The 26,019-nt window shown below is 72.4% G+C and carries 22 protein-coding genes and 3 pseudogenes; 23 read left to right on the forward strand and 2 right to left on the reverse strand.

The window, feature by feature from the left end; all coding sequences use genetic code 11:
• Together SSBG_RS24865 and SSBG_RS24870 are read left to right on the forward strand one after the other, a co-directional pair.
• Positions 1 to 605: hypothetical protein (locus SSBG_RS24865; protein ID WP_008748824.1), on the forward strand; the 605-nt coding region annotated here is incomplete at its 5' end.
• 87 nt (positions 606 to 692) lie between these two features.
• A pseudogene (locus SSBG_RS24870) lies at positions 693 to 2,032 on the forward strand (NAD(P)/FAD-dependent oxidoreductase); the annotation flags it as partial.
• Positions 2,033 to 2,140: 108 nt separating this feature from the next.
• Here the strand turns inward: SSBG_RS24870 and SSBG_RS31725 are convergent.
• On the reverse strand, positions 2,141 to 2,461 hold the full coding sequence (locus SSBG_RS31725; protein ID WP_078491507.1) for a ferredoxin: 321 nt from the start codon (positions 2,459 to 2,461) through the stop codon (positions 2,141 to 2,143).
• Between the two features lie 234 nt (positions 2,462 to 2,695).
• Between SSBG_RS31725 and arc the strand changes: the two genes are divergently transcribed.
• The 5 genes from arc (at position 2,696) to prcA (ending at position 8,640) form a co-directional block, all read left to right on the forward strand.
• The gene (arc, locus tag SSBG_RS24875) at positions 2,696 to 4,462 is read left to right on the forward strand and encodes a proteasome ATPase (RefSeq protein WP_008748826.1); all 1,767 of its coding nucleotides are present in this window, start codon (positions 2,696 to 2,698) and stop codon (positions 4,460 to 4,462) included.
• A gap of 219 nt (positions 4,463 to 4,681) precedes the next feature.
• Positions 4,682 to 6,193, forward strand: a complete 1,512-nt coding sequence (gene dop / locus SSBG_RS24880; RefSeq protein ID WP_008748827.1) for a depupylase/deamidase Dop — start codon at positions 4,682 to 4,684, stop codon at positions 6,191 to 6,193.
• A 207-nt stretch (positions 6,194 to 6,400) separates the two neighbouring features.
• Positions 6,401 to 6,619: a ubiquitin-like protein Pup gene (locus SSBG_RS24885; RefSeq protein ID WP_008748828.1), complete on the forward strand. Its 219-nt coding sequence runs from the start codon at positions 6,401 to 6,403 to the stop codon at positions 6,617 to 6,619.
• A gap of 335 nt (positions 6,620 to 6,954) precedes the next feature.
• The gene (gene prcB, locus SSBG_RS24890; protein ID WP_008748829.1) at positions 6,955 to 7,797 is read left to right on the forward strand and encodes a proteasome subunit beta; all 843 of its coding nucleotides are present in this window, start codon (positions 6,955 to 6,957) and stop codon (positions 7,795 to 7,797) included.
• Positions 7,798 to 7,857: 60 nt separating this feature from the next.
• On the forward strand, positions 7,858 to 8,640 hold the full coding sequence (gene prcA, locus SSBG_RS24895) for a proteasome subunit alpha (RefSeq protein WP_008748830.1): 783 nt from the start codon (positions 7,858 to 7,860) through the stop codon (positions 8,638 to 8,640).
• 69 nt (positions 8,641 to 8,709) lie between these two features.
• On the opposite strand, the gene SSBG_RS24900 is transcribed toward prcA, so the two are convergent.
• Entirely contained in the window at positions 8,710 to 9,732 is a 1,023-nt protein-coding gene (locus tag SSBG_RS24900; protein WP_008748831.1) for a LacI family DNA-binding transcriptional regulator, read from the reverse strand.
• An 87-nt stretch (positions 9,733 to 9,819) separates the two neighbouring features.
• Between SSBG_RS24900 and SSBG_RS24905 the strand changes: the two genes are divergently transcribed.
• The 16 genes and pseudogenes from SSBG_RS24905 (at position 9,820) to SSBG_RS24975 (ending at position 26,010) form a co-directional block, all read left to right on the forward strand.
• Positions 9,820 to 11,025: an MFS transporter gene (locus SSBG_RS24905; RefSeq protein ID WP_037870581.1), complete on the forward strand. Its 1,206-nt coding sequence runs from the start codon at positions 9,820 to 9,822 to the stop codon at positions 11,023 to 11,025.
• Between the two features lie 106 nt (positions 11,026 to 11,131).
• The gene (gene pafA / locus SSBG_RS24910; RefSeq protein ID WP_007829021.1) at positions 11,132 to 12,493 is read left to right on the forward strand and encodes a Pup--protein ligase; all 1,362 of its coding nucleotides are present in this window, start codon (positions 11,132 to 11,134) and stop codon (positions 12,491 to 12,493) included.
• 276 nt (positions 12,494 to 12,769) lie between these two features.
• Positions 12,770 to 13,795 (forward strand): FKBP-type peptidyl-prolyl cis-trans isomerase, encoded by a 1,026-nt coding sequence (locus SSBG_RS24915; protein WP_037870582.1) that lies wholly within the window; start codon positions 12,770 to 12,772, stop codon positions 13,793 to 13,795.
• A 129-nt stretch (positions 13,796 to 13,924) separates the two neighbouring features.
• Positions 13,925 to 14,272, forward strand: a pseudogene (locus tag SSBG_RS32855) (FKBP-type peptidyl-prolyl cis-trans isomerase); the annotation flags it as partial.
• A gap of 69 nt (positions 14,273 to 14,341) precedes the next feature.
• Positions 14,342 to 15,295: a helix-turn-helix transcriptional regulator gene (locus SSBG_RS24920; protein ID WP_037871914.1), complete on the forward strand. Its 954-nt coding sequence runs from the start codon at positions 14,342 to 14,344 to the stop codon at positions 15,293 to 15,295.
• A gap of 67 nt (positions 15,296 to 15,362) precedes the next feature.
• Positions 15,363 to 16,319 carry a helix-turn-helix transcriptional regulator gene (locus SSBG_RS24925; protein WP_008748835.1) on the forward strand — a complete coding sequence of 319 codons (957 nt, stop codon included), beginning with the start codon at positions 15,363 to 15,365 and terminating at the stop codon, positions 16,317 to 16,319.
• Positions 16,320 to 16,428: 109 nt separating this feature from the next.
• Complete coding sequence (locus SSBG_RS24930) at positions 16,429 to 16,692, forward strand: hypothetical protein (RefSeq protein ID WP_008748836.1); 264 nt, start codon at positions 16,429 to 16,431, stop codon at positions 16,690 to 16,692.
• Positions 16,693 to 16,731: 39 nt separating this feature from the next.
• Entirely contained in the window at positions 16,732 to 16,959 is a 228-nt protein-coding gene (locus SSBG_RS24935) for a hypothetical protein (protein WP_008748837.1), read from the forward strand.
• Positions 16,960 to 17,177: 218 nt separating this feature from the next.
• A complete protein-coding gene (tatA, locus tag SSBG_RS24940; RefSeq protein ID WP_008748838.1) occupies positions 17,178 to 17,459 on the forward strand; it encodes a Sec-independent protein translocase subunit TatA in 282 nt (93 codons plus the stop codon).
• A gap of 107 nt (positions 17,460 to 17,566) precedes the next feature.
• A complete protein-coding gene (tatC, locus tag SSBG_RS24945; protein ID WP_050776823.1) occupies positions 17,567 to 18,451 on the forward strand; it encodes a twin-arginine translocase subunit TatC in 885 nt (294 codons plus the stop codon).
• A 45-nt stretch (positions 18,452 to 18,496) separates the two neighbouring features.
• A pseudogene (locus tag SSBG_RS24950) lies at positions 18,497 to 19,409 on the forward strand (diacylglycerol kinase).
• Between the two features lie 112 nt (positions 19,410 to 19,521).
• Complete coding sequence (locus tag SSBG_RS24955; RefSeq protein WP_050776824.1) at positions 19,522 to 22,329, forward strand: DEAD/DEAH box helicase; 2,808 nt, start codon at positions 19,522 to 19,524, stop codon at positions 22,327 to 22,329.
• Positions 22,330 to 22,807: 478 nt separating this feature from the next.
• Positions 22,808 to 24,496, forward strand: coding sequence for an ATP-binding protein (locus SSBG_RS24960; protein WP_037870583.1), 1,689 nt, complete (start codon positions 22,808 to 22,810; stop codon positions 24,494 to 24,496).
• Complete coding sequence (locus SSBG_RS24965; RefSeq protein WP_037870584.1) at positions 24,496 to 24,894, forward strand: roadblock/LC7 domain-containing protein; 399 nt, start codon at positions 24,496 to 24,498, stop codon at positions 24,892 to 24,894. Before SSBG_RS24960 ends, SSBG_RS24965 begins: the two co-directional genes overlap by 1 nt.
• Positions 24,891 to 25,406, forward strand: coding sequence for a DUF742 domain-containing protein (locus SSBG_RS24970; protein ID WP_008748843.1), 516 nt, complete (start codon positions 24,891 to 24,893; stop codon positions 25,404 to 25,406). Before SSBG_RS24965 ends, SSBG_RS24970 begins: the two co-directional genes overlap by 4 nt.
• Entirely contained in the window at positions 25,387 to 26,010 is a 624-nt protein-coding gene (locus SSBG_RS24975; RefSeq protein ID WP_008748844.1) for a GTP-binding protein, read from the forward strand. Before SSBG_RS24970 ends, SSBG_RS24975 begins: the two co-directional genes overlap by 20 nt.
• Positions 26,011 to 26,019 lie beyond the last annotated feature (9 nt).

Genomic DNA, 26,019 nt, shown 5'->3' on the forward strand with positions numbered 1-26,019 from the left:
ACTCCGTCGAACCGGAACTCGCCCACACCCGCACCACCCCCCTGCACTGGCTCGCTATCGCCGCGGCGCCCTGCGCCGTGATCTCCCTCTCCGCGGCGTTCCAGCCCGACGAGGCCGGTGCCAGCCCGCACCCCGCGCCCACCCCCTCGGCCCACGCCGCCTCGCGTCCCGTGCCCGCCCCCGATGCCGCGCGCGCCACCTACCCGCTCACCTGCCCCGCCCCGCCCGGCGAGAAGGCGGACGCCCCGGTCCTCGCCGAGCACGTCACGGGCGACCTCGACGGGGACGGCAACCCCGAGACCGTCGCCCTCGTCCACTGCGCGGCCGGCTCCGGCAATCCGCCCGAGGGCCTGTACGTCCTCACCCGTACGGCCGCGCGCGCGACGCCCCGCGTCGTCGCCACGCTCCTCGACCCCACCGAGCAGCGCACCGTCGACGCCCTGCGGATCGGCGGCGGCGAGGTGCGCGCGAGCCTCCTCGGCTACTCCAGCCTCGACGTCCCCCGCTGCTGCCCCGACGTCCACCAGGCCACCGCCTGGGCCTGGCACGGCCACCGCTTCACCCGGACGAGCCCGGGAGCCCCGGCGGGCGACGGCGCGGCCTGAGCGGGAGCGGCCCGGCCCGGACCGGGCCCGCCGCGCTCCGGGCCACGACGAGCCCGGTCCGTCGTCGCCCCGGTCAGGAGCCCCGCCCTGTCCCCACCGCGTGTCCTCGTGATCGGCGCGGGTTTCGCCGGGGTCGAGTGCCTGCACCGGCTGGAGCGCACGCTGCGGCCGGAGGAGGCCGAACTCGTCCTCGTCTCGCCCGAGGACTACCAGCTCTACCTCCCGCTGCTCCCGCACGTCGCCGCCGGACTGCTCACGCCGCGGTCCGTCGCCGTCTCCCCGCGCCGCCGCCTGCGCCGCACCCGCTACGCGCCCGGCATCGCCGTCGGCGTCGACCACGCGCGCCGCCACGTCACCGTGCGCACCCCCGAGGGCCAGAACGCGCGCTGCGCTACGAGCTCCTGCTCCTCGCGGCGGGCAGCACCACCCGCCTGCTCGGCATCCCGGGCGTCAGCGAACACGCGCTGGGCATGAAGACCCTCGCCCAGGCCGCGTACCTGCGCGACCACGTCATCGGCCAGCTGGACGCCGCCGCCGTCGCCACCGACCCGGCCGAGCGCGCCGAGCGGCTGCGCTTCCTCGTGGTCGGCGGCGGCTACGCGGGCACCGAGACCGCCGCCGCCCTCCAGCTCCTCACCCGCGCGGCCGTGCGCCGCTTCCCGCGCCTGGACCCCGCCGACCTGAGCCGGCACCTCGTGGACATCGCCCCGCGCCTGCTCCCCGAGATCGGCGAGCGCCTCGGCGACGACGCCCTCGGCGCCCTGCGCGCCCGCGGCATCGAGATCTCGCTCGGCACGAGCGTCCCCCGGCTCACCGCCCGCTCCGTCGAGCTGACGGATGGCCGGGTGCTGCCCACGCGCACGCTCGTGTGGACGGCCGGGGTGGCCGCGAGCCCGCTCATGACGACGGTCGAGACGGAACTGGCGCGCGGGCGGCTCGTGACGACGGCCGCGATGGAGGTGCCCGGCGCCCCCGGCGTCTTCGCCGTCGGGGAGGCCGCCGCCGTGCCCGACCTCGCCAAGGGCGGCGACGCGGTCACCCCGCCCACGGCCCAGCACTCGCAGCGTCAGGGCAAGGCGGTCGCCCACAACATCGCGGCCCGGCTGCGCGACACCGCGCCGCGCCCGTACTACCACCGGGACCTCGGCCTCGTCGTGGACCTCGGAGACAAGTACGCCGTCTCGCGGCCCCTCGGCATCGGTCTCACCGGGCTGCCCGCCCAGGCGGTGGCCCGCGGCTACCACCTCGCGGCGCTCCCGACCCTGACCGCCCGCGCCCGCGTCCTCGTCAACTGGACGCTCGACGCGGTCACCGGCGACGACTTCGTCAGCACCGGCTTCCAGCGCGGCCGCCCCGCGACCCTGCCACGGTTCGAGCACACGGAGCCGTACGGGAGGAGGGAGCGGCCCGGGGGAGAAGGAGCGGCCCGGGGGGAGCGCGCCCGCCGACGAGGACCTGGGCCGGGCGGAGCCGGACTGAGCGGACCCGGGCCGGGCGGGCGGGAGCCGGAGGGGGCGCGCCGGGGGCGCACGGAATCAGTCCGTGTCGGCCTCGGGCCCGTACACCTCGACGCGGTCGGCGACCCGGCGCACGTGGATGCACTCGCCGGGGCACTCCTTGGCCGAGTCCGCGACGTCCCGCAGCAGCGGCAGCGGGACGCGGGTGGTGGCGCCGGGGGACTGGAGCAGTTCGTCCTCGCCGCTCTTGACGTAGGCGAGGCCGTCGATGTCCAGCTCGAAGACCTCGGGCGCGTACTGGGCGCAGATGCCGTCACCCGTGCACAGGTCCTGGTCGATCCAGACCTCCAGCGGTTCGTCCTCGCCCGCGGCGAGCCCGGACTCCTGCTGTGCGGTCATGTTTCCTGCCGTTTCCCGTGCGTGAAGCGCGCCACCGTCAGGGGGCGTTGAACACCCCGACGATACAACCGGGCGGCTTCACCCGGAGCTGGGTGGGTATTCCCCTCGGGAGAGGGAGAGCGCAAGGGTGAACATCGGACACGGCCCACGGTCTTTTTGATCTAGGGGTTTCAACCGGCACCCGCCCAGGTAGGGTCTGGAAGCGTCCAGCTCCCTTTGGAGGAGGTGAGGACCGTGGCAGCCCACGACGACGACATGAACCGCGGCATCCGCCCGGGCCGGGGGTCCGAGGACCCGCTCGCCCAGGTCGCCCAGCTTGAGCAGGAGATCGCCGTCCTGCGGCGCAAGCTCGCCGACTCACCGCGTCACACAAGGATTCTTGAGGACCGGATCGTCGAGCTTCAGACCAACCTGGCCGGGGTGTCCGCGCAGAACGAAAGACTGGCGAACACGCTCCGCGAGGCCCGCGACCAGATCGTGGCCCTCAAGGAGGAAGTGGATCGCCTCGCCCAGCCCCCAGCGGGCTTCGGTGTCTTCCTCGCGGCGAACGAGGACGGCACCGTCGACATCTTCACCGGCGGGCGCAAGCTCCGGGTGAACGTCAGCCCCGAGATCGAGACCGACACCTTGCAGCGTGGCCAGGAGGTCATGCTCAACGAAGCGCTCAACGTGGTCGAGGCCATGGAGTTCGAGCGCGCGGGCGACATCGTCACCCTCAAGGAGATCCTTGAGGACGGCGAACGCGCCCTCGTGGTGGGGCACACCGACGAGGAGCGCGTGGTGCGCCTCGCCGAGCCCCTCATGGGAGTGACCATCAGGGCGGGCGACGCCCTGCTCCTCGACTCCCGCTCCGGGTACGTCTTCGAGATCGTGCCCAAGAGCGAGGTCGAGGAACTGGTCCTGGAAGAGGTCCCGGACATCGGCTACGAGCAGATCGGCGGTCTGGGCAACCAGATCGAGCTGATCCGCGACGCCGTCGAGCTCCCGTACCTCTACCCGGACCTGTTCAAGGAGCACGAGCTGCGGCCGCCGAAGGGTGTGCTGCTCTACGGCCCGCCCGGCTGCGGCAAGACGCTCATCGCCAAGGCCGTCGCCAACTCGCTCGCCAAGAAGGTGGCCGAGGTCACCGGACAGGCGGCGGGCAAGAGCTACTTCCTGAACATCAAGGGCCCCGAGCTGCTCAACAAGTACGTCGGCGAGACCGAGCGGCACATTCGCCTGGTCTTCCAGCGGGCCCGGGAGAAGGCGAGCGAGGGCACCCCCGTCATCGTCTTCTTCGACGAGATGGAATCCCTCTTCCGCACCCGCGGTTCCGGTGTCAGCTCGGACGTGGAGAACACCATCGTCCCTCAGCTGCTCGCCGAGATCGACGGGGTGGAGGGCCTGGAGAACGTCATCGTCATCGGGGCGTCGAACCGCGAGGACATGATCGACCCCGCGATCCTGCGCCCCGGCCGGCTGGACGTGAAGATCAAGATCGAGCGTCCCGACGCCGAGGCCGCGAAGGACATCTTCGCGAAGTACCTCACCGACCGGCTCCCGCTGCACACCGACGACCTCGCCGAGCACACGGGCGACCGCGCGGAGACCGTCCACGGCATGATCCAGTCCGTGGTCGAGCAGATGTACGCCGAATCGGACGAGAACCGCTTCCTCGAAGTGACCTATGCCAACGGCGACAAGGAAGTCCTCTACTTCAAGGACTTCAACTCCGGCGCCATGATCGAGAACATCGTCGGCCGCGCCAAGAAGATGGCCATCAAGGCCTTCCTCGAACAGAACCAGAAGGGTCTTCGCGTCTCGCACCTCCTCCAGGCGTGCGTGGACGAGTTCAAGGAGAACGAGGACCTGCCCAACACCACCAACCCGGACGACTGGGCCCGCATCTCCGGCAAGAAGGGGGAGCGGATCGTCTACATCCGTACCCTCGTCACGGGGAAGCAGGGCGCCGACACCGGTCGCTCCATCGACACGGTGGCGAACACCGGTCAGTACCTGTAGGCATTCAGGCGCAGGAGGCCGCGGTCGCTCCCCGGAGCCCCGCGGCCTCCCGCGTTGGGGACGGCAAGGCAATATCCCCCACCGGCGACGCACAAGCGTTCTAGGCTCAGCCACATCACCGGGCGGCGCGGCGCGGGGACGGGGACCGTGCGCGCCCGAGTGCGCACGGTACTGGAGCGCGGCTCCCGCGGGGGAGCGGCGCCGGGCAAGGAGGGCCGCATGACCGTACGGCGAGTAATGGGCATCGAGACGGAGTACGGGATCTCCGTGCCCGGTCACCCGAACGCCAATGCCATGCTCACCTCGTCCCAGATCGTCAACGCCTACGCGGCGGCGATGCACCGGGCCAGGAGGGCACGCTGGGACTTCGAGGAGGAGAACCCGCTGCGCGACGCGCGCGGCTTCGACCTCGCCCGCGAGTCCGCCGACTCCACCCAGCTCACCGACGAGGACATCGGCCTCGCCAACGTCATCCTCACCAACGGCGCCCGGCTCTACGTGGACCACGCCCACCCCGAGTACAGCTCCCCGGAGATCACCGGCCCCCGGGACGCGGTGCTGTGGGACAAGGCGGGGGAGCGGATCATGGCCGAGGCCGCCGAGCGGGCCGCCGCCGTGCCCGGCACCCACCCCATCCACCTGTACAAGAACAACACCGACAACAAGGGCGCCTCCTACGGCACCCACGAGAACTACCTGATGTCCCGGGAGACCCCCTTCGGCGACATCGTCCGGCACCTGACCCCCTTCTTCGTCTCGCGGCAGGTCGTCACCGGCGCCGGCCGGGTCGGCATCGAACAGGACGGCCGCGAGCACGGCTTCCAGCTCAGCCAGCGCGCCGACTACTTCGAGGTCGAGGTGGGCCTGGAGACGACGCTCAAGCGGCCGATCATCAACACCCGCGACGAGCCGCACTCGGACGCCGAGAAGTACCGCAGACTCCACGTCATCATCGGTGACGCGAACCTCTCGGAGATCTCCACCTACCTCAAGCTCGGCACCACCTCGCTCGTCCTCGCGATGATCGAGGACGGCTTCATCAACGTGGACCTCGCCGTGGACCAGCCCGTGCGCACCCTGCACGAGGTCTCGCACGACCCCTCGCTCCAGCAGCTCGTGAAGCTGCGCGACGGCCGCAGCCTCACCGCCGTCCAGCTCCAGATGGAGTACTGCGCCCTCGCCCGTAAGTACGTCGAGGAGCGGTACGGCTCCGAGGCGGACGAGGAGACCACCGACGTCCTGGACCGCTGGGAGGACACCCTCGACCGCCTGGAGCGCGATCCCGCGAGTCTCGCCAAGGAGCTGGACTGGGTTGCCAAGCGTGAGCTGATGGAGGGCTACCGGCGCCGCGACGGCCTCGGCTGGGACGCCGCGAGGCTCCACCTCGTGGACCTCCAGTACGCCGACGTGCGGCCCGACAAGGGCCTCTACAACCGGCTCGTCGCCCGCGGCAGCATGAAACGGCTGCTGAGCGAGGAGGAGGTGTCGCGGGCGGTCTTCGACCCGCCGGAGGACACCAGGGCCTACTTCCGGGGCCGCTGCCTGGCACAGTACGCGGACGAGGTCGCCGCCGCCTCCTGGGACTCGGTGATCTTCGACCTGCCCGACCGGGACTCCTTGCAGCGCGTCGCGACCCTGGAGCCCCTGCGCGGTACACGTACCCACGTCAAGGACCTGCTCGACCGCTGCCGCACGGCCGAAGAGCTGGTCAGGGCCCTGACTGGTCCCTGAGCGGCGCCAATCCGTGACCTCGCGGGGGCCTGAAAAGGTCCCCGCGAGGGAAACATCAGGGCAGGCAGCGCGTTGAGCAATCACGGGGCCGGATCGCGGCCCTGCTTGTAGGGTCGGAGAGAACCGATCTTGGGGCCGGGGAGGGATCCGGTCCCCGGCACACCACCACGGCACATCCAGCGGGGCACACCGAGCGGGGTGAGGTAGATGGCGACCAAGGACACCGGCGGCGGACAGCAGAAGGCGACGCGGTCCACCGAGGAGACCGAGGAACAGACCCAGGACGCACAGGACTCCTCGGAGCTCAAGGAGCGCCAGGAGAAGCTGAGCGACGACGTGGACTCCGTACTGGACGAGATCGACGACGTCCTGGAGGAGAACGCCGAGGACTTCGTGCGCAGCTTCGTCCAGAAGGGCGGCGAGTAGTCCACCGGCGCGGGACCCCGGCCCCACGCGAGCGTGGGCGGCCGGCCCCGCACAGGCGCGTACGGACGCGGGACGTCCCGGGAGACCCCGGGGCGTCCCGCGCCGTGCTTCGCGCCCGGCCCCTTCCCTGCCGCCCCGTCAGGAGGCCGGCCCAAGACGCAGGTCAGCGGCCCGCGCATCCGTGGGGCACGGGTTTGCCACTGTGGGTGGTTCCGCCCGCCGCGGCGGGTAGGGTCCGAGACGTACACACCGTCATCAACCGCTACCGGGCCCCTCGGCGCGGCCGAGCGCCCGCGTGGCGCCGCGACCGGACCACCGCCCGACCGGAGGGAAACATGGGAGCACACACGCGTCACACCGGGCGGCTGCCCGCCGCCTTCCTGACACCTGGTTCCTCCTCGTTCCTGGACTTCCTGTCCGAGCACCAGCCCGAACTCCTGCCCCACAACCGGGAGCTCCCGGTCAAGGGAGCGATCGAGCTGCCGCACGGCACCACGATCCTGGCCCTCGCCTTCGACGGCGGTGTCATCCTCGCCGGTGACCGCAGGGCCACGATGGGGAACGTCATCGCCCAGCGGGACGTCGAGAAGGTCTTCCCCGCCGACGAGTACTCGGCGGTCGGCATCGCGGGCACCGCCGGGCTCGCCGTCGAGATGGTCAAGCTCTTCCAGCTGGAGCTGGAGCACTTCGAGAAGGTCGAGGGCGCCACGCTCTCGCTGGAGGGCAAGGCGAACCGCCTCGCCACGATGATCCGCGGCAACCTCGGCATGGCCATGCAGGGCCTCGCCGTCGTCCCGCTCTTCGCCGGCTACGACGTGGACCGCGGCACCGGCCGCATCTTCTCCTACGACGTCGCGGGCGGTCGCTCCGAGGAGTACGGCTACGCCTCCACGGGCTCGGGCTCGGTCTTCGCCAGGGGCGCGCTCAAGAAGCTCTACCGGCCCGGGCTCAGCGCGGACGACGCGAGCGTCCTCGCCATCCAGGCGCTGTACGACGCCGCCGACGACGACTCGGCGACCGGCGGCCCCGACCTCGGCCGCCGGATCTTCCCGATCATCAGCGTCATCACGGACGAGGGCTACCGCCGCGTCTCCGAGGAGGAGACCGCCCGGATCGCCGAGGACGTGCAGCGCCGCCGGCTCGCGCAGCCGGACGGACCCCGCGCCGAGCTGCTCTGACCCGGGCCCCCGCCCTTTCGAAGACCTTCCCCGACCCCGACAGAAAGCGACGGTCAGCCGGTGTCCACGCCGTTCTACGTCTCACCCCAGCAGGCGATGGCCGACCGGGCGGAGTACGCCCGCAAGGGCATCGCCCGAGGCCGCAGCCTCGTCGTGCTCCAGTACGCCGACGGCATTGTCTTCGTCGGCGAGAACCCCTCCAGGGCCCTCCACAAGTTCAGCGAGATCTACGACCGGATCGCCTTCGCGGCGGCCGGCAAGTACAACGAGTACGAGAACCTGCGCATCGGCGGCGTCCGCTACGCCGACCTGCGCGGCTACACCTACGACCGCACCGACGTCACGGCGCGCGGACTCGCCAACGTCTACGCGCAGACGCTCGGCACCATCTTCTCCAGCGCCGCCGAGAAGCCCTACGAGGTGGAACTCGTCGTCGCCGAGGTCGGGGACACCCCCGAGGGCGACCAGATCTACCGGCTGCCGCACGACGGCTCGATCGTCGACGAGCACGGCTCCGTCGCGGTCGGCGGCAACGCGGAGCAGATCAGCGGCTGGCTCGACCAGCGCCACCGTGACGGGATGACCCTCGCCGAGGCCCTCAAGCTCGCCGTCCAGGCCCTCGCCCGGGACGCCAACGGCAGCGAGCGCGAGATCCCGGCAGAGCGCCTGGAGGTCGCCGTCCTCGACCGTACGCGGCAGCAGCAGCGCAAGTTCCGCCGTATCACCGCCACCCACCTGGCCCGCCTCCTCGCGGGCGAGGCCGAACCGGCGGAACCGGAGGACACGGAGGACGCCGGGGACACGAAGCCCCCGGCCCGGGGCGGGGACGCCGAGGAGAGCTGACCCCGCGCCAGCGAGGCCCCGCACCCCCGGCCGGGGAGGCGGGGCCGCAGCGCGCCGGGCCCGGGCGGCTCAGGCCGGGGCCGGGCCCGTCGACTCGCGGACGACGAGCTCCACGGGGAGCGGCGCCGTCGCGGGCTCCGCGCCGTCCAGGAGGGCGAGCAGGGCGGCCATGCCCCGCGCGCCGAACTCCTCGGCGTGCAGCCGCACCGTGGTCAGCTCCGGGTCGAGGGCCCGGGCGAGCGTGAGATCGTCCACCCCCGTGACCGAGAGATCACCCGGGACGCGGAGACCGAGCCCGCGCGCCGCCTTCAGCACCCCCGCCGCCATCAGGTCGTCGTCGCACACCACCGCCGTCGGCCGCCCGGGCGCGTCGAGCAGGCGCAGCGCCGCCTCGCGCGCGCCCGCGACCGACAGGGGGGCCCGCACCCGGCTCAGCTCCGCCCCGGCGAGCGCCCCGGCGAGCGCCCCGGCCCGGCTCGTGAACGTCCAGGAGTCCACGTCGGCGCCGAGGTGCGCGAAACGCCGGTGGCCCAGCGCCCGCAGGTGCGCGGCGACCTGGCGCATCCCCTCGGCGAGGGCGAGGTTGACCGTGGCGGTACGGGGGCGGGGGAGCGGTTCGGCGTCGAGCATCACGAGCGGCAGCGTGTCCCCGCGGATCGCGGCGAGCGCGTCCGCCGCCATCGAGGAGGCGAGCACGCCGTCGAGCGCCGCGCGGGCCGAGCCGAAAGGATCGCGCGCGGGCCCGATGCCCTCCGGCGAGGGATAGAGCACGAGCCCCGTCCCGTGCGCGGCGGCGACCCGCGCGGCCCCCGTGTACACCCCGGCGAAGAACTCGCTGGTCAGCGCGGGGACGACGAGCAGCGCCGTTCGCGCCCGGCCGAGCCGCAGATTCCGGGCCGCCAGGTTCGGCCGGTACCCGAGCCCGTCCGCCGCCTCCCGCACCCGCGCGGCGGTCGCGGCCCCGACCCGCCCCCGCCACTTCCCGCTCAGCACGAGCGACACGGCCGCCTGCGAGACCCCGGCCGCACGGGCCACGTCGCGGCTGGTGGGACGGGACCCGGAGTGGGGCGAAGGGCTGCCTGGGACGGGCACGGTACTCCTCGGCGGCTGGACCGGTGGGCCACGTCATGGTACGTATGGGCCGCGAAGTTATACGTACAACCGAGGGGTGGGACGGCGATGGCGAACGGATACGCGGAGGTGCTGCGGGCTCCGCACGCGAGCCGGCTGCTCTCCTCGACACTCCTGGGGCGGCTGCCCAACGCCGTCGGGCACCTCGCGATCGTCGTGTACGTGCGCGAGCAGGGCGGCGGCTACGCCCTCGCCGGAGCCCTCGCCGCCGTCTACGGGCTCGCGACCGCCGCCGGGCAGCCGCTCCTGGGCCGCGCCGTGGACCTGCGCGGCCAGCGCGCCGTGCTGCTGCCCGCCGCGCTCCTCTCCGCGCTCGCCATGGCGGCCTTCGCGCTCACCGGCATCACGGCCCGCCCCCTCGCCTACCTCCTCGCCGCCCTCGCCGGGCTCACCACGCCGCCCCTGGAGGGCGCGCTGCGCGCCCTGTGGCCGAGCGTCCTGCGCCGCGAGGACCGCGTGCACACCGCGTACGCGCTCGAAGCGGTGGCCCAGGAGGTCATGTTCACCGTCGGCCCGCTCCTCGTCACCCTCCTGGTCGCGCTCCGCTCGGCCACCGCCGCGCTCCTCGTCGTCAACGCGCTCGGCGTGCTGGGCGCCCTCTCCGTCGTCCTCTCCGCGCCCTCGCGCGCCTGGCGCGGCACCGCGCGCGAGGCACACTGGCTCGGCGCGCTCCGCTCACCCGGACTCCTCGCCCTGCTGGGCGCCTTCCTCTTCGTCGGCGTCGCCCTCGGCTCCATCACCGTCTCCGCGCTCGCCTACGCCGACGGGGCGGGCGGCGAGACGGCGTACGGGTGGATCATGGCCGCGCTCGGCGGCGGCGCGCTCGTCGGCGGCATCGCCTACGGCGCGCGCACGTGGACGGGGCGCCCCGAGCCCCGGCTGCGCCTCCTCGTCGCCCTGCTCGGGCTCGGCTACCTGCCGCTGCTGCTGATCCCGGGCCGATGGGCGATGACCGGGCTCGCGCTGCTCGCCGGGGTCTTCCTCGCCCCCGCGCTCGCCTGCGCCTTCGTCGCGGTCGACCGGCACGCCCCGCGCGGCACCGTCACCGAGGCGTTCTCCTGGCTCGTCACCACCTTCGGCGTGGGCAACGCGCTCGGCGCCGCGCTCGCCGGACCGGCGCTCGACGCGGGCGGCCCGCGCGCCGGCTTCGCCGTGGCGGCCTGCGGCGGCGCGCTCGCCGCGCTCGTCCTCGCCGTCACCGCGCCGGTCATGGCGGGCCGCACGGACCCGGGCGCCGCGCCCGGAACGGCCTGAGCGGGGAAGGACCGGGCAGGTCGCGCGGGCACCGCCCGGGAAAAATGATCCGAACCCTCACGCCCGAGCCGGTTTCAGGAAGTGGCCCGAGGCGTAATGTTCAAGCATGGACCGCCGCATTTTCGGGCTGGAGAACGAGTACGGCGTCACGTGCACGTTCCGGGGACAGCGCCGTCTGTCTCCGGACGAAGTGGCGCGGTACCTCTTCCGCCGTGTCGTGTCATGGGGCCGCAGCAGCAATGTCTTCCTGCGCAACGGCGCCCGGCTCTACCTGGACGTGGGCTCGCATCCGGAATACGCCACCCCCGAATGCGACAACATCACCGAACTGGTGACCCACGACAAGGCCGGTGAGCGCATCCTCGAAGGACTGCTCACCGACGCGGAACGCCGCCTGCACGAGGAGGGAATCGCGGGCGACGTCTATCTCTTCAAGAACAACACCGACTCAGCGGGCAACTCCTACGGCTGCCACGAGAACTACCTCGTGGCCCGGCACGGGGAGTTCTCCCGGCTCGCCGACATCCTCATTCCCTTCCTCGTCACCCGGCAGTTGCTCTGCGGGGCCGGAAAGGTGCTCCAGACGCCCCGGGGCGCCGTCTTCTGCGTCAGCCAGCGCGCGGAGCACATCTGGGAGGGCGTCAGCTCGGCGACCACCCGTTCCCGGCCGATCATCAACACCCGGGACGAGCCGCACGCCGACGCCGAGCGCTACCGCAGGCTGCACGTCATCGTCGGTGACTCGAACATGTCCGAGACCACCATGCTCCTCAAGGTCGGGGCCACCGACCTGGTGCTGCGCATGATCGAGGCCGGCACGGTCATGCGCGACCTCACCCTGGAGAACCCGATCCGGGCGATCCGCGAGGTCAGCCACGACATCACCGGCCGCCGCAAGGTGCGCCTCGCGAGCGGCAGGGAGGCCTCCGCGCTGGAGGTCCAGCGCGAGTACTACGAGAAGGCGCTCGACTTCTGCGAGCGCCGCGGCATCAACACGGGAACCGTCGCCCAGGTCCTCGAACTGTGGGGCCGCACCCTCGACGCGATCGAGTCGGAGGACCTCGACCGGATCGGTACCGAGATCGACTGGGTCATGAAGTACAAGCTGATCGAGCGGTACCGCGCCAAGCACAACATGACGATGTCGAATCCGCGGGTCGCGCAGATAGACCTCGCCTATCACGACATCCACCGCCGCCGGGGGCTCTACTACCTCCTGGAGAAGAAGGGACAGGCCGCGCGGATCTGCAACGACCTGCGCATCTTCGAGGGCAAATCCGTTCCCCCGCAGACCACGCGGGCGCGGCTGCGCGGCGATTTCATCCGCCGCGCGCAGGAGCAGCGACGCGATTTCACGGTGGACTGGGTGCACCTCAAGCTCAATGACCAGGCGCAGCGCACGGTGCTGTGCAAAGACCCCTTCCGGTCGGTCGACGACCGGGTGGAGAAGCTCATCGCCGGAATGTGACCGGCTGTTTGTGAAACAGGGCGGCTTTCTTTTCCCTGTGCCGAGCGGCCGAAACCTGTGGAAAAGCCGGGCGCGCGCTGTGCCCGGCTTTTCCGGTGTCTCCGCCGCCGGCTTCACCGCCCCTGAGCTGCCCGTTTCCCCGCCGGAGCGCGCGCCGGGAGCGGCCCCCGCGCGGCCCGTGCGCGCAGCTCGCTGAAAAGCGCCGCCGCGTTCCCTGCCGCCGTGGGGGAAGGGCCTAGAGTGACGGAACCGTATCCGCAACTCTCTGGGGATCTTGTGCATCGCCGACTCGCAGCCCTCATCATCGTGCCCGCCCTGGCACTCGTCGCCACCGCCTGCGGTGGTGACGACGACAGCAAGGACAAGGCCGATTCGTCCAGCTCGCCCTCGGCGTCCGCTCCCGCCGGGTCGAAGGCACCCGAGCCGGTCTCCTCGGCCTCGCCGATGCCCACGGTCTCCGGCGCCAAGGACAAGCAGCCCACGATCACGATCCCCAAGGGCGAGCCCACCAAGAAGTTCGTCGTCCACTCCGAGAGCGCGGGCGACGGCAAGACCGTGAAGAAGGGCGACTTCGTCTCCTTCGACTTCACCGGCAAGATCTGGAAGGGCGACAAGAAGTTCGGCTCGACCTACGAGAAGGGCGGCAAGCCCCAGGTCATCAAGGCCGGCTCGACGGGCATCATCCCCGCCTTCGCGCAGTCCCTCGCCGGGCACAAGGAGGGCGAGCGCGTCCTCGTCGTCGCCCCGCCCGCCGCCGGCTTCGGCGCCCAGGGCAACCAGCAGGCCGGGGTCGCCCCCGACGACACCCTCGTCTTCGTCGTGGACATCAACAAGATCGTCCCCCTCTCCGAGGTCAAGGGCTCGCAGGCGTCGATCCCCTCCGACCTGCCGCAGGTCAAGGTGGACGACAAGACCCACAAGGCCGACATCACGATCCCGAAGAACGACCCGCCCACGAAGCTCACCACCAAGGTGCTCATCCAGGGCAAGGGCGAGGAGATCGCCGACGGCGACAACGTGATCATGGACTACAGCGGCGCCGCCTGGAAGCTCAACGAGGGCAAGAAGCCCGCGACCCTCTTCGACGCCTCCGCCAACCGGGGCGAGCCCTTCGTGACGCCGATCGGCACCGGCGCCGTCATCCCCGGCTGGGACAAGGGCCTCGTCGGCAAGCACGTCGGCGACCGCGTCCTCCTCGTCATCCCGCCGGCCGACGGCTACGGCGACCAGGCCCAGGGCGACACCCTGCCGGCCAAGTCCACGCTCGTCTTCGCCGTCGACATCGTCGGCGCCGCGAAGTGAGCCCGCGCGGCGGCGTACGGCCCCCGTGCGCGTCCCGCCGCGCGAGCCGGTGACAGACTGGGCCACGAACAACGGACCGCCCCGCCGCCCTCGGCGGGGCGGTCCTCCTGCCAACACTGGAGCACAGACGTGAGCATCGAGAAGCCCGAGGTCGACTTCCCCGGTGGCGAGCCCCCGGCGGACCTGGAGATCAAGGACATCTGGGAGGGCGACGGTCCCGAGGCGAAGGCCGGGGACAACGTCCGCGTCCACTACGTGGGTGTCGCTTTCTCCACCGGCGAGGAGTTCGACGCGAGCTGGAACCGCGGCGTGCCGCTCGCCTTCCCGCTCGGCGCCGGCCGCGTCATCGCGGGCTGGGACCAGGGCGTGCAGGGCATGAAGGTCGGCGGCCGCCGCCAGCTCATCATCCCGCCGCACCTCGCCTACGGCAGCCAGTCGCCGAGCCCGCAGATCAAGCCCAACGAGACGCTCATCTTCGGTCGTCCCGGACGCACAGCGGAAACGGTCCCCGCACCCGCGGGGGCGTCCCCGGCAGAAAGGGCGTCGATGGCGATTGCCAAGGCCGAGCGGCTCATGAACCTCGCGCTGTGCCTGCTCGGGACCCGCAGGCCGCTGAGCAAGCGCGAACTGCGCGAGTCCATCGAGGCGTACCTCGAAGCCGCCTCGGACGAGGCGTTCAACCGCATGTTCGAGCGCGACAAGGACGATCTGCGCGAACTCGGCCTCGTCATCGAGACGGTCGAAGGACTCGACGGCGACATCGGCTACCGCGCGGGCCGCGACAGCAACCGCCTGCCGCCCGTCACGCTCGACGCCGAGGAGGCCGCGGCCCTCGGGCTCGCGGCGAAGGTCTGGCAGCAGGCCCGGCTCGCCGGAGCCGCCAGCGGGGCCCTCCAGAAGCTCCGCGCGGCCGGGCTCCCCGAGGACGTCGACCCCTACGGCGCCCACTCCGCGCTCGAACCCCGCATCCCCGTGCACGAGGCCGCCTTCGAACCCCTCATGCTCGCCTGCCGCGACCGCCGCCCCGTCGTCTTCGACTACCGCAAGTCCACCGCGCCGCGCCCCGAGTCCCGGCACGTCGAGCCCTGGGCCCTGGAGTGCTGGCGCGGCCACTGGTACCTCGCCGGGTACGACCGCGAGCGCGGCGCCGAGCGCGTCTTCCGCCTCTCCCGGATCACCGGCCGGGTCCGCGCCACGCGCGGTGCCTTCACCAGCGAGGTCCCCCCGGTCGTCACCGTCCGCGAGACCGTCGCCGCCTGGGCCGGGGAGAACGCCGACCGCAGCGCCTTCATCCGGCTGCGCGCCGGCTCCGGCTACCCGCTGCGCGCCAAGGCCATCCACGTGCGCTCCGTGGACGGCGAGTGGGACGAGCTGGAGATCCCCTACGGGCACGGGCTCGACGCCTGGCTCGTCGAGTTCGGCCCCGACGTGCTCGTCCTCGAACCGGCCGAGCTGCGCGCGGACGTGCTCGACCGGCTGCGGGCCGTGGCCGGGAGCTGAACGGACCCGCCCGCCACCGCGACCCCCGCGGCCGGCCACGCCCGCGACCACGAGAAGGAGGAGGCACATGGTGGCCAACGCCATCGACCAGACCCGGCGGATGCTCTCGCTCGTCACCTACCTGCGCGAGCGCCCGGGCGCCTATGTCGCCGACGTGGCCCGCGCCTTCGGCATCACCGAGGACGAACTCATCTCCGACCTCGACGTGCTGCCGCTGTGCGGCACCAGCTTCCGCGGCGGCGACCTGCTCGACATCGACACCGACGGCGAGCGGATCTGGTGGCACAACCCCGACGACGTCGCGGCCCCGCTCCGGCTCGCCGCCGACGAGGCCACCGCGCTCCTCGTCGCGGCCCGCGCCGTCACGACCCTGCCCGGGCTGCGCGAGAGCGACCGGCAGGCCCTGCTGCGCGCGACCGCCAAGCTGGAGACCGCTGCGGGGGACACGGCCGGGGCGAGCAGCAGGCTCTCGGTCACCTTCGAGTCCGAGGGCGGCGTCTTCGCCGAGGTGGACCGGGCCATCGCGGAGCGGCGCCGCCTGTGGCTGCGCTACTACTCGCCCGCGCGCGACGAGCTGACCGAGCGCGAGGTGGACCCCATCCGGCTCTTCGCCGTGGGCCACACCTACATGGAGGCGTGGTGCCGCCTCTCCGAGGACCGGCGCACCTTCCGCCTCGACCGCGTCGCCGCGATCCGCATCCTCGACGAGCCCTCCGCGCCCCCCGAGATGGAACTGCGCGACCTGTCGGCCGGGCTCGTGCAGCCCGCGGCCGACGACCCCGAGGTCACGGTGGAGGTCGCGCCCGCCGGGCGCTGGGTCGCCGAGTACTACCCGCACGACAAGGCCGAGGAACTCCCCGACGGCGGACTGCGCATCACGCTGCGCACCCCCGATCCGGCGTCCCTGCGCCGACTCGCGCTCCGGCTCGGCGCCGACGGCCGCATCGTCGCGCCGGACGAGCTCGCCACGAGCGCCCGCGAGGCGGCACGGCAGGCCCTCGCGGCATACGGCGCGGAGCGGTGAGGCCCCGCAGACCCGCCGCCCCCGCCCCCGGCGGCGGGCCCGCCCGGGACGCCACGCCGGCCGCCCCCGAGGGCACGCCCGCCCGAGACAGCGAGAGGGAGACAGCCCCGTGACGTCCGCCGAAGGAATCCTCGAAGCCGCGACCGGCACCGAGGGGCGCCTCTACCGCGCCGCGTGCCCCGAGTGCCGGGCCCGCTTCGAGCTGTCCGCCGAGGCGCTTCGGCTCGCCATCGGCGGCAGCCGCAAGACCACCTTCTACTCCTTCACGTGCCCCGAGTGCGGCGCGTCGGTCCGCAAACCGGCGGGGGAGCGCATTGTGGAACTGCTCACAGCGGGCGGCGTCAGCACCCTGCGGCTGCACTCCGCCCTCTGACCCCCGGCTCCCCGTACCCAAGAGACTAGGCTCGCCCCCATGCCCTCGCCCTCCGTGCTCTCCTGGTCCATGCTCGCCGTCGCGCTCGGCTTCGCCGGGCTCGCTGTCCTCGGGGTTCTCGGGGTACGGGTCTGGATCGAGGTCCGCCGCCTGGGCGCCCAGGTGGCCCGCACCTCGCGGCGGATCGGCGAGGCGACGGGCGAACTGGAGCGCGCGGCGACCGAACTGGCCCGGACCTCGGGAAGTCTGCCCGCCCAGCGACGGTGAGCCGGCGGTGCAGCGACCTGTCATAATCCGCGACCCGGCAGGTACGCTGCTGGCGCGGCCCGGAGCGAGGCGCGGGCCGCGACCGGGAATGCGCACACGGATCGTTCCGCGTTCACCTGTGAGCGCTACGATCGCGGAGCGTACGGAAACCGGACGAGTGCCCGGCTCCCGCTCGCAGCTCCCCATCCCCGCCGCCTCGGTGAGAAGGTAGTACGCCTATGTTCGGAAAGATCGGCGCCCCCGAGATCATCCTCATCCTCGTCGTCGTGGTGCTCCTGTTCGGCGCGAAGAAGCTTCCCGACATGGCCCGTTCGCTCGGCAAGTCCGCGCGCATCCTCAAGAGCGAGGCCAAGGCGATGAAGTCCGAGGGCAAGCAGGAGGAGGCCGCCCCGGCCGACCCGCCCGCCGACCAGGCGGTGCCGCGCACCATCCAGGCCGCCCCCGGCGACGTGACCAGCTCCCGCCCGGTCGCCGAGCCCTCGGACACCACCAAGCGCTGAGCGCCCACGTGGCGCCGGAGCAGGCCGACGCCACCGTACGCACGAGATGAGGACGTGGGTTGCCGAAGTCTGCCCGCACGAAAAGAGAGAAGGACCCTGAGGGCCGGATGCCCCTCATGGACCACCTTCGTGAGCTGCGCAACAGGCTCGCCAAGGCGATCGCCGCGATCGTCGTCGTGGCGGTCGTGGCGGCCTTCTACAGCGAACAGATCATGAAGTTCCTCTCGGACCCGGTGCCGCGCTGCACGGGCGGGCTCGGGGAGAAGACCGGTGGTGCCTGCGCGGTCATCGCCTACACGGACCTCCTCTCGCCCTTCACCACGACGGTGAAGGTCAGCCTCCTGACCGGCGTGATCGTCTCCAGCCCCATCTGGCTCTACCAGCTGTGGGCCTTCATCGCCCCCGGCCTGCACAAGCACGAGCGCAAGTACACCTACCGCTTCGTGGCCGCCGCGGTGCCGCTCTTCCTCGGTGGCGCCTGGCTCGCCTACACGATCATGCCCGTCAGCATGAAGGTGCTGCTCGGCATCACCCCCGACGGCTCGGCGAACATCCTCCCGATGGACAAGATCCTGGACTTCTCCGTCCGGATGGTCCTCGTCTTCGGGCTCTCCTTCGAACTGCCGCTCCTGCTGGTCATGATCAACCTCGTGGGCATGGTGAGCGGGAAGCGGATGCTCGGCTGGTGGCGCATCGTCGTCATGGCCGTCTTCGTCTTCGGCGCCGTGGCCACGCCCACCACCGACCCCGTCGGCATGATCGCCCTCTCCGGGCCGATCGTGCTCCTCTACTTCATCGCGGTCGGCTTCGCCCTCGTCAACGACCGCCGCCGGGCCCGGAACGACCCCGGCGCGGAACTGGACGACGACGAAGCCTCCCCGCTCGACCTCACCCCCGAGGACATCGGCGGCGTCGAACGGGTCGGCAGCCCCCGCGCGCTCCCCGGGCAGACCGACCGCGACCGCGTCAACGGCTACGACGACGTGACCTGAGCCGGGCCCTGTCCCGCGGCGCCCACCGGCCGGTAGGGTCACGCCGTGACCAGCGAGATCACCCTCTTCGTCAACCCCGCGGCCGGTCGCGGCCGGGGTGCGGCCGCCGCCGGGCCCGCCGCCCGCGTCCTGCGGGAGGCGGGCTTTCGCGTGCGCACTGTCCTCGGCACGGACGCCGAGGACGCCGCCGCGCGCGCGAAGCGGGCGGTCGCCTCGGGGACGGACGCGCTCGTCGCGGTCGGCGGCGACGGGCTGCTTCTCGCTCGCCCTGCGGGCCGTCGCGGGGACCCGTACGCCCCTCGGGGTGATCGCGGCGGGCAGCGGCAACGACTTCGGCCGCGCGCTGGGCCTGCCGGTCCGCGCCCCGGCCGAGGCCGCCCGCGTGATCGCCCGGGCGCTGCGCGAGGACACCCACCGCGCCGTCGACCTCGGGCGGGTCGCCGGCCGCTGGTACGGCACCGTCCTCGCCACCGGCTTCGACTCGCGCGTCAACGACCGCGGCAACCGGACGCGCCTCCCGCTCGGCCGCTTCCGCTACGGCCTCGCGATCCTCGCCGAACTCGCCGCCTTCCGGCCCACGCCCTACCGGGTGCGCCTGGACGACGGGCCGGTGCGCGAGATCGAGGCGACGCTCGTCGCCGTGAGGAACGAGTGTGCGTACGGCGGCGGGATGCGGATCTGCCCCGACGCGCGGCTCGACGACGGGCTCCTCGACGTCACCGTCGTCGGGCCGTGCAGCCGCACGACGCTCCTCAAGGTCTTCCCGCGCGTCTACCGGGGCACCCACCTCGCGCACCCCGTCGTCACGAGCTTCCGCGCGGGCCGCGTGGAACTCGACGCGCCGGGTATCACCGGATACGCCGACGGCGAACCGCTCGGCCCCCTCCCGCTCACCGCGACCGCCCACCCCGCCGCCCTGCGCCTCCTCGCGCCACCCCTCAGGCCGGGCCGGGACTGAGCGCGGGCGGGGCCCGGGCACCGCCCGGCCGCGCCCACGAGCTGCGGCGACGGAGTACGTCGGTTTTTATGATCGTGTTCTGTCGGCACGGGCCGGTAGGCTCGATCGCACGATGACAGAGGACCTCTCCCCGGCCGAGCGGTACGCGGCCAGCCGCCGTCGCTCCGCCGAAGCCGCCACCGCGCTCGGTGCCTTCCGCGAGATGTACGAGTTCGGGCTCGACCCCTTCCAGATCGAGTCCTGCCAGGCCCTGGAGGCCGGCAAGGGCGTACTCGTCGCGGCGCCCACCGGCTCCGGCAAGACGATCGTCGGCGAGTTCGCCGTGCACCTCGCCCTGCGCGAGGGCAAGAAGTGCTTCTACACCACGCCCATCAAGGCGCTCTCCAACCAGAAGTTCGGCGACCTCAGCAAGCGCTACGGCGCGGACAAGGTCGGCCTGCTCACCGGGGACAACAGCGTCAACGCGGACGCCCCCGTCGTCGTCATGACGACCGAGGTGCTGCGGAACATGCTCTACGCGGGCAGCCCGGCGCTCACCGGCCTCGGCTACGTCGTCATGGACGAGGTGCACTACCTCTCCGACCGCATCCGCGGCGCCGTCTGGGAGGAGGTGATCATCCACCTGCCCGAGTCGGTCACGCTCGTCTCGCTCTCGGCGACCGTCTCCAACGCCGAGGAGTTCGGAGACTGGCTCGACACCGTGCGCGGCGACACCGAGGTGGTCGTCTCCGAGCACCGGCCGGTGCCGCTCTTCCAGCACGTCCTGGCCGGGCGCCGGATGTACGACCTCTTCGAGGAGGGCCGCGGCCGCAAGCGCGCCGTCAACCCGGACCTGCTCCGCATGGCCCGCATGGAGGCCGGCCGCACCGGCTACGGCGGCAGGCGGCGCGGGCGCGAGGCCGACAGGGAGCGCGAGCGCCGCCAGCGGGCCCGCGCGTGGACCCCGGGCCGCCCCGAGGTGATCGACCGGCTCGACTCCGAGGGACTGCTCCCCGCGATCACCTTCATCTTCAGCCGCGCGGCCTGCGAGGCGGCCGTGCAGCAGTGCCTCTTCGCGGGGCTGCGCCTCAACGACGAGTCCGAACGCCTCGCCGTGCGCGAGCTCGTGGAGGAGCGGACGGCCTCGATCCCGCCCGAGGACCTGCACGTCCTCGGCTACTTCGAGTTCCTGGAGGGCCTGGAACGAGGCATCGCCGCGCACCACGCCGGGATGCTGCCGACCTTCAAGGAGGTCGTCGAGGAACTCTTCGTGCGGGGCCTGGTCAAGGCCGTCTTCGCGACCGAGACCCTCGCGCTCGGCATCAACATGCCGGCCCGTTCCGTCGTGCTGGAGAAACTCGTCAAGTGGAACGGCGAGCAGCACGCCGACATCACGCCCGGCGAGTACACCCAGCTCACCGGGCGCGCCGGGCGGCGCGGCATCGACGTGGAGGGCCACGCGGTCGTGCTGTGGCAGCGCGCCATGAGCCCCGAGCACCTCGCGGGCCTCGCGGGCACCCGTACGTACCCGCTGCGCTCCAGCTTCCGGCCCTCGTACAACATGGCCGTCAACCTCGTCCAGCAGTTCGGGCGGCACCGCTCGCGGGAACTCCTGGAGACCTCCTTCGCGCAGTTCCAGGCGGACCGCTCCGTCGTCGGCATCTCCCGCGACGTGCAGCGCAACGAGACCGGGCTCGCGGGCTACAAGGAGTCGATGACCTGCCACCTCGGGGACTTCGAGGAGTACTCGCGCCTGCGCAGGCAGCTCAAGGACCGGGAGAACGAGCTCGCCCGCGAGGGCGTCCACCAGCGGCGCGCCGCCGCGGCCGCCGCGCTGGAGAAGCTGCGCCCCGGCGACATCATCCACGTGCCCACCGGCAAGTTCGCCGGGCTCGCCCTCGTCCTGGACCCCGGCGTCCCCGCGGGGCGGGCGGCCGGCGGCAGGCGCGGACGCGACTTCGACGCCTTCGACGGGCCGCGCCCGCTCGTGCTCACCGCCGAGCGGCAGGTCAAGCGGCTCAACGGCGTGGACTTCCCCGTCCCCGTCGAGGCGCTGGACCGGATGCGCGTGCCGAAGTCCTTCAACGCGCGCAGCCCCCAGTCCCGCCGCGACCTCGCCTCGGCGCTGCGCACCAAGGCCGGGCACCTCGTCCCCGAGCGGCACCGCAAGGGCCGCGCCGAGGCCGCGGACGACCGCGAGATCACCCGGCTGCGCGCCGAGTTGCGCGCGCATCCCTGCCATGGCTGCGCCGAGCGCGAGGACCACGCGCGCTGGGCCGAGCGCTACCACCGGCTGCTGCGGGACACGAAGCAGCTCGAACGCCGGATCGAGGGCCGCACCAACACCATCGCGCGCACCTTCGACCGGATCGTGGCGCTCCTGACCGAACTCGACTACCTGCGCGGCGAACAGGTCACCGAGCACGGCAGGCGGCTCGCGCGGCTCTACGGGGAACTCGACCTGCTCGCCTCGGAGTGCCTGCGCGCGGGCGTCTGGGAGGGGCTCGGCCCGGCCGAGCTGGCCGCCTGCGCCTCAGCCCTCGTCTACGAATCGCGTTCGGGCGACGACGCGGGGGCGCCCAAGGTGCCCTCGGGCAAGGTCACGTCGGCGCTCACCGAGATGGTGCGGATCTGGGGCAGGCTCGACGCGGTCGAGGAGGACTTCGGCATCAGCCGCACCGAGGGCGTCGGCCAGCGCGAGCCGGATCTCGGCTTCGCCTGGGCCGCGTACGAGTGGGCCTCGGGCAAGGGGCTGGACGAGGTGCTGCGGGAGGCGGAGATGCCCGCCGGGGACTTCGTGCGCTGGACGAAGCAGATCATCGACGTCCTCGGCCAGATCGCCGCGGCGGCCCCCGGTCAGGGGAGCACGGTGCCGAAGGCCGCCCGGCGGGCGGTGGACGGACTGCTGCGCGGCGTGGTCGCGTACACCTCGGTGAGCTGAGGAAAAGCCGCGATCATATTCGGTCGTGAACGGTCGTAAGGAATAGCAAAAACAAAAGGGCGGACCTTTTTCCCTGGGAGGGAATGGGTCCGCCTTCTTTGTGCGAAAAAATATTAGCGCATATGTGCGTCGAGGGGGCCGAAAGGGTGAATGTGTAGTCCCTGACCTGCGGTGATGCCGCGCGGCTGCGGTGGAACGAGCCGCCTCGCGCGCCCCCGTTGGCGTATAAAGGGGCTCGATTCCAGGCCGCGCGCGGTGCGCAGTGGGCTTGCTCGCGGAATATGACACCCGGCGCGCCGAAGCGCACTAGGCTCACCGACGCGGCGCCCCGGTCCCCCGGTCATGTCCTTCGCGCAGGTCCGCGCGCCGGACCGGATCGCGCCGTCCTTTCCGTCGATCGCGCTTGAGGGCATACATGGTGAGTGTCGCTTCACCCCCCGCTCCGCCTCCCGCCGCACGGGTGGCGCCCTGGCCGAGGATGCTGCTGACCGGCCTCCCGGTCCTGGCGGCCACCGCGGTGGCCGCCACGCTGCTCACCGGGGCCGCACGGATCACGGCGCTCGTCGGGGGAGTGCTCGCGCTCGCGCTCGGGCTCGCCCTCACCGCCGAGGTGATCCGCGGCCGGCAGGCCCGCGCCGCCGAGCACCGTGCCGCGCGCCGCCGGCTCGCCGAGGTCCAGAACCTCGTGGACACCAACGACGAGCGCCTGTACCACCTCACCGACGTCGTCCTGCCCCGCATCCACGAGATGGCCTGCGGCGGCGTCATGAACATGCGCATGGAAGAGCTGATCCGCGAGTACCCGCGCTGGCGCGACGACTTCACGGACCCGGAACTCCACCTCGTCAGCAGCATCATCGGCTCGCTGCACGAGATGGAGAACATCCGGCACTCCACCGTGTGGCACTACATCAACATCACCCGCAGGCTCCAGGCCGTCGCACACTCCATGTCCGAGGAACTGCGCGAGATGGAGGAGCGCCACGGGCGCGCCCCCGAGTACTTCGACGACCTGCTCCGCGTCGACCACGCCTGCTCGATGATGATCCGCTGGGCCGACGACCTCGCCACCCTCGGCGGCGGCCGCCCCAGCCGCCGCTGGCCCGGACCCGTCTCGCTGCTCAGCACGCTGCGCGGCGCCCAGGGTCGCATCCTGGAGTTCCCGCGCATCCACATCATGGACATCCCGGACATCGACCTCAAGGGCAACGAGTGCGAGGGCGTCCTCCAGGCCGTCGCCGAGCTGATGGACAACGGCTGCAAGTACTCCGCGCCCAGCTCCAAGGTCTTCGTCAGCGCCATGCGCGTGGAGAAGGGCATCTCGATCTCGGTCGAGGACCAGGGCGGCAGCACCGACATGATCGACAAGCTCATGTCCCGCTACAAGAACATCTACCGCTTCGCCAAGACCAACCGGGACATCGGCCAGTACAAGTACGAGACGGGCATCGGCTACTTCGTGCTCGGGCGGCTGTGCCTGAGCTACGAGATGCACCTGGAGGTCCGGCCCTCGGCGTACGGCGGCCTGCGCGCCATCCTCTTCGTGCCCGAGCACCTCATCGAGGGCATCAACATCGACTACCCCGCCCTCAAGCGCAAGCGCCTGCTCGCCCACGGCATCGGCGCCGAGGCGGTGCCCCGCTTCGACGAGGACGGCGAGCCGATCGTCCCGCTGCCGCGCCGCGAGCACATCCCGTACAGCAAGTACGCCGGTCCGCCCGAGCGCAACGAGGACGGCGAGGCCATCCGGCCCACCGCGCCGCCCGACGCGCCGACCTACACCGAGCGCACCCCCGAGGGCCTGCCCCAGCGGCGCCGCACGATGCCCTACCACCCGGGCGTCGGCTTCGCCCAGTACGCCACCGAGGAGGAGTACCTCGCGGAGCAGGCGAGCATCGCCGAGCAGACGGAGATCAACCTGCGCGCCGCCGCCGCCGAATCGCACAACGGCCCGGTGGGCCCCGGCCACCCGCGGGGAGAGGCGTCCTACGGGAGGGAACGGGACGAGGCACGCGAGGACGGCTGGCAGCAGCCCGAACCGGGGGTCGCGATGGGTGCCTTCTTCGCGGCGGCCAAGGGCGGGACCCTGCCCGACGCGGACGGCGAGCACGGGAAGAAGCCCGCCGACAGCGAGTACGACGACATCGAAGAGGGGGACGAGTACTGATGCCGCAGATCGATCACTTGCTCAAGGAACTGGACGAGACCGTCGAGGGCGTCCACCAGATCGTGGTCCTGTCCGCCGACGGGCTCCAGATCGCCCGCCACGGCGGCGAGCAGGACGCGGCCGACCGCGTGGCCGCCGCCTGCGCCGGGCTCCAGAGCCTCGCCGCCGCCGTGGGCCAGGAACTCCCCGGCTCCCAGGGCCGGATGCAGATGGTGGTCATCGAGGTGGACGAGGGCTACTTCTATCTCATGGCGGCCGGGACGGGGGCCTACCTCGCGGTGCTCGCCGAGGCCCGCACCGAGGCCGGAACGGTCGGCCTCCACATGCGGGAGCTGGCCCGGCGCCTCGGCCCGCACCTGACGAGCCCGCCGCGCCGGACGGGCACCGTCCTCCGATGACCATCCCCTCCCGCCGCAGGCGCCGCGGCACGCAGGACGGCCCGGCACCGGACGGGACCACGCGGGGCGGCCCGCACCAGGACGGCCGGTACCAGGGCGCCCCGTACCAGGACGGCACGGCGCGGGAGCGGGACGGCGCGGGGGCGAGCGCACCGGGGCAGGCGGTGACGGGGGAGGAGAGCGGCCCGGGCAGGCCGGAGCGCTTCTACGCGCTCACCGGCGGCCGGGGCAGCGGCGAGGCCATCGACCTCGTCTCGCTCGTCCAGACCGTCGTCGCCCCCGGGGCCGGGCTCCAGCCCGAGACCGCCGCCGTCCTGCGCCTGTGCCGCACCTCGCTCTCGGCCGCGGAGCTCTCGGCGTACCTGCGCCTGCCGTTCAGCGTCGTGGCCGCGCTCCTGGCCGGGCTGCACGCCGAAGGGCTCGTCCGCATCCTGCGCCCGGTGCGGCCGTCGCACGACACAGCCGACCGTTCCCTCCTCGAAGCGGTGATGCATGGACTTCAACGACTCTGACCTCCTCCCCGGCCCGCGCACCGAGGACCTGCTGCCGGACACCGTCACGGCCGGGGTGAAGCTCGTCGTCGTCGGCGGCTTCGGCGTCGGCAAGACGACGATGGTCGGCTCGGTGAGCGAGATCAGGCCGCTCACCACCGAGGAGACGATGTCCAAGGCGAGCATCGGCGTCGACAGCCTCTTCCGCACCCGCGCGAAGACCGCGACGACGGTCGCGATGGACTTCGGCCGCATCCGCGTCAACGACGAACTCGTCCTCTACCTCTTCGGCACCCCGGGCCAGGAACGCTTCTGGTTCCTGTGGAACGGGCTCTTCGAAGGGGCGCTCGGCGGAGTGGTGCTCGTGGACACCCGCCGCCTGGAGACGAGTTTCGAGGTGATGGGGCGGCTGGAGGAACAGGGCGTGCCCTACGTCGTCGCCGTCAACCGCTTCCCGAAGTCGCCCCGTTACCCGGCGGAGACGCTGCGGGCCGCGCTCGACCTGCCCGCCGAGGTGCCCATCGTCGAGTGCGACGCCCGCGAGCGCGCCTCCAGCCGGGACGTCCTCCTCGCCCTCGTCCACTACCTCGGCGTGATCGCGGAGCGCCGGAGCCCGCGGGCCTGACCGTGCCCG

Source organism: Streptomyces sp. SPB074 (assembly GCF_000154905.1).
GTDB lineage: Bacteria > Actinomycetota > Actinomycetes > Streptomycetales > Streptomycetaceae > Streptomyces.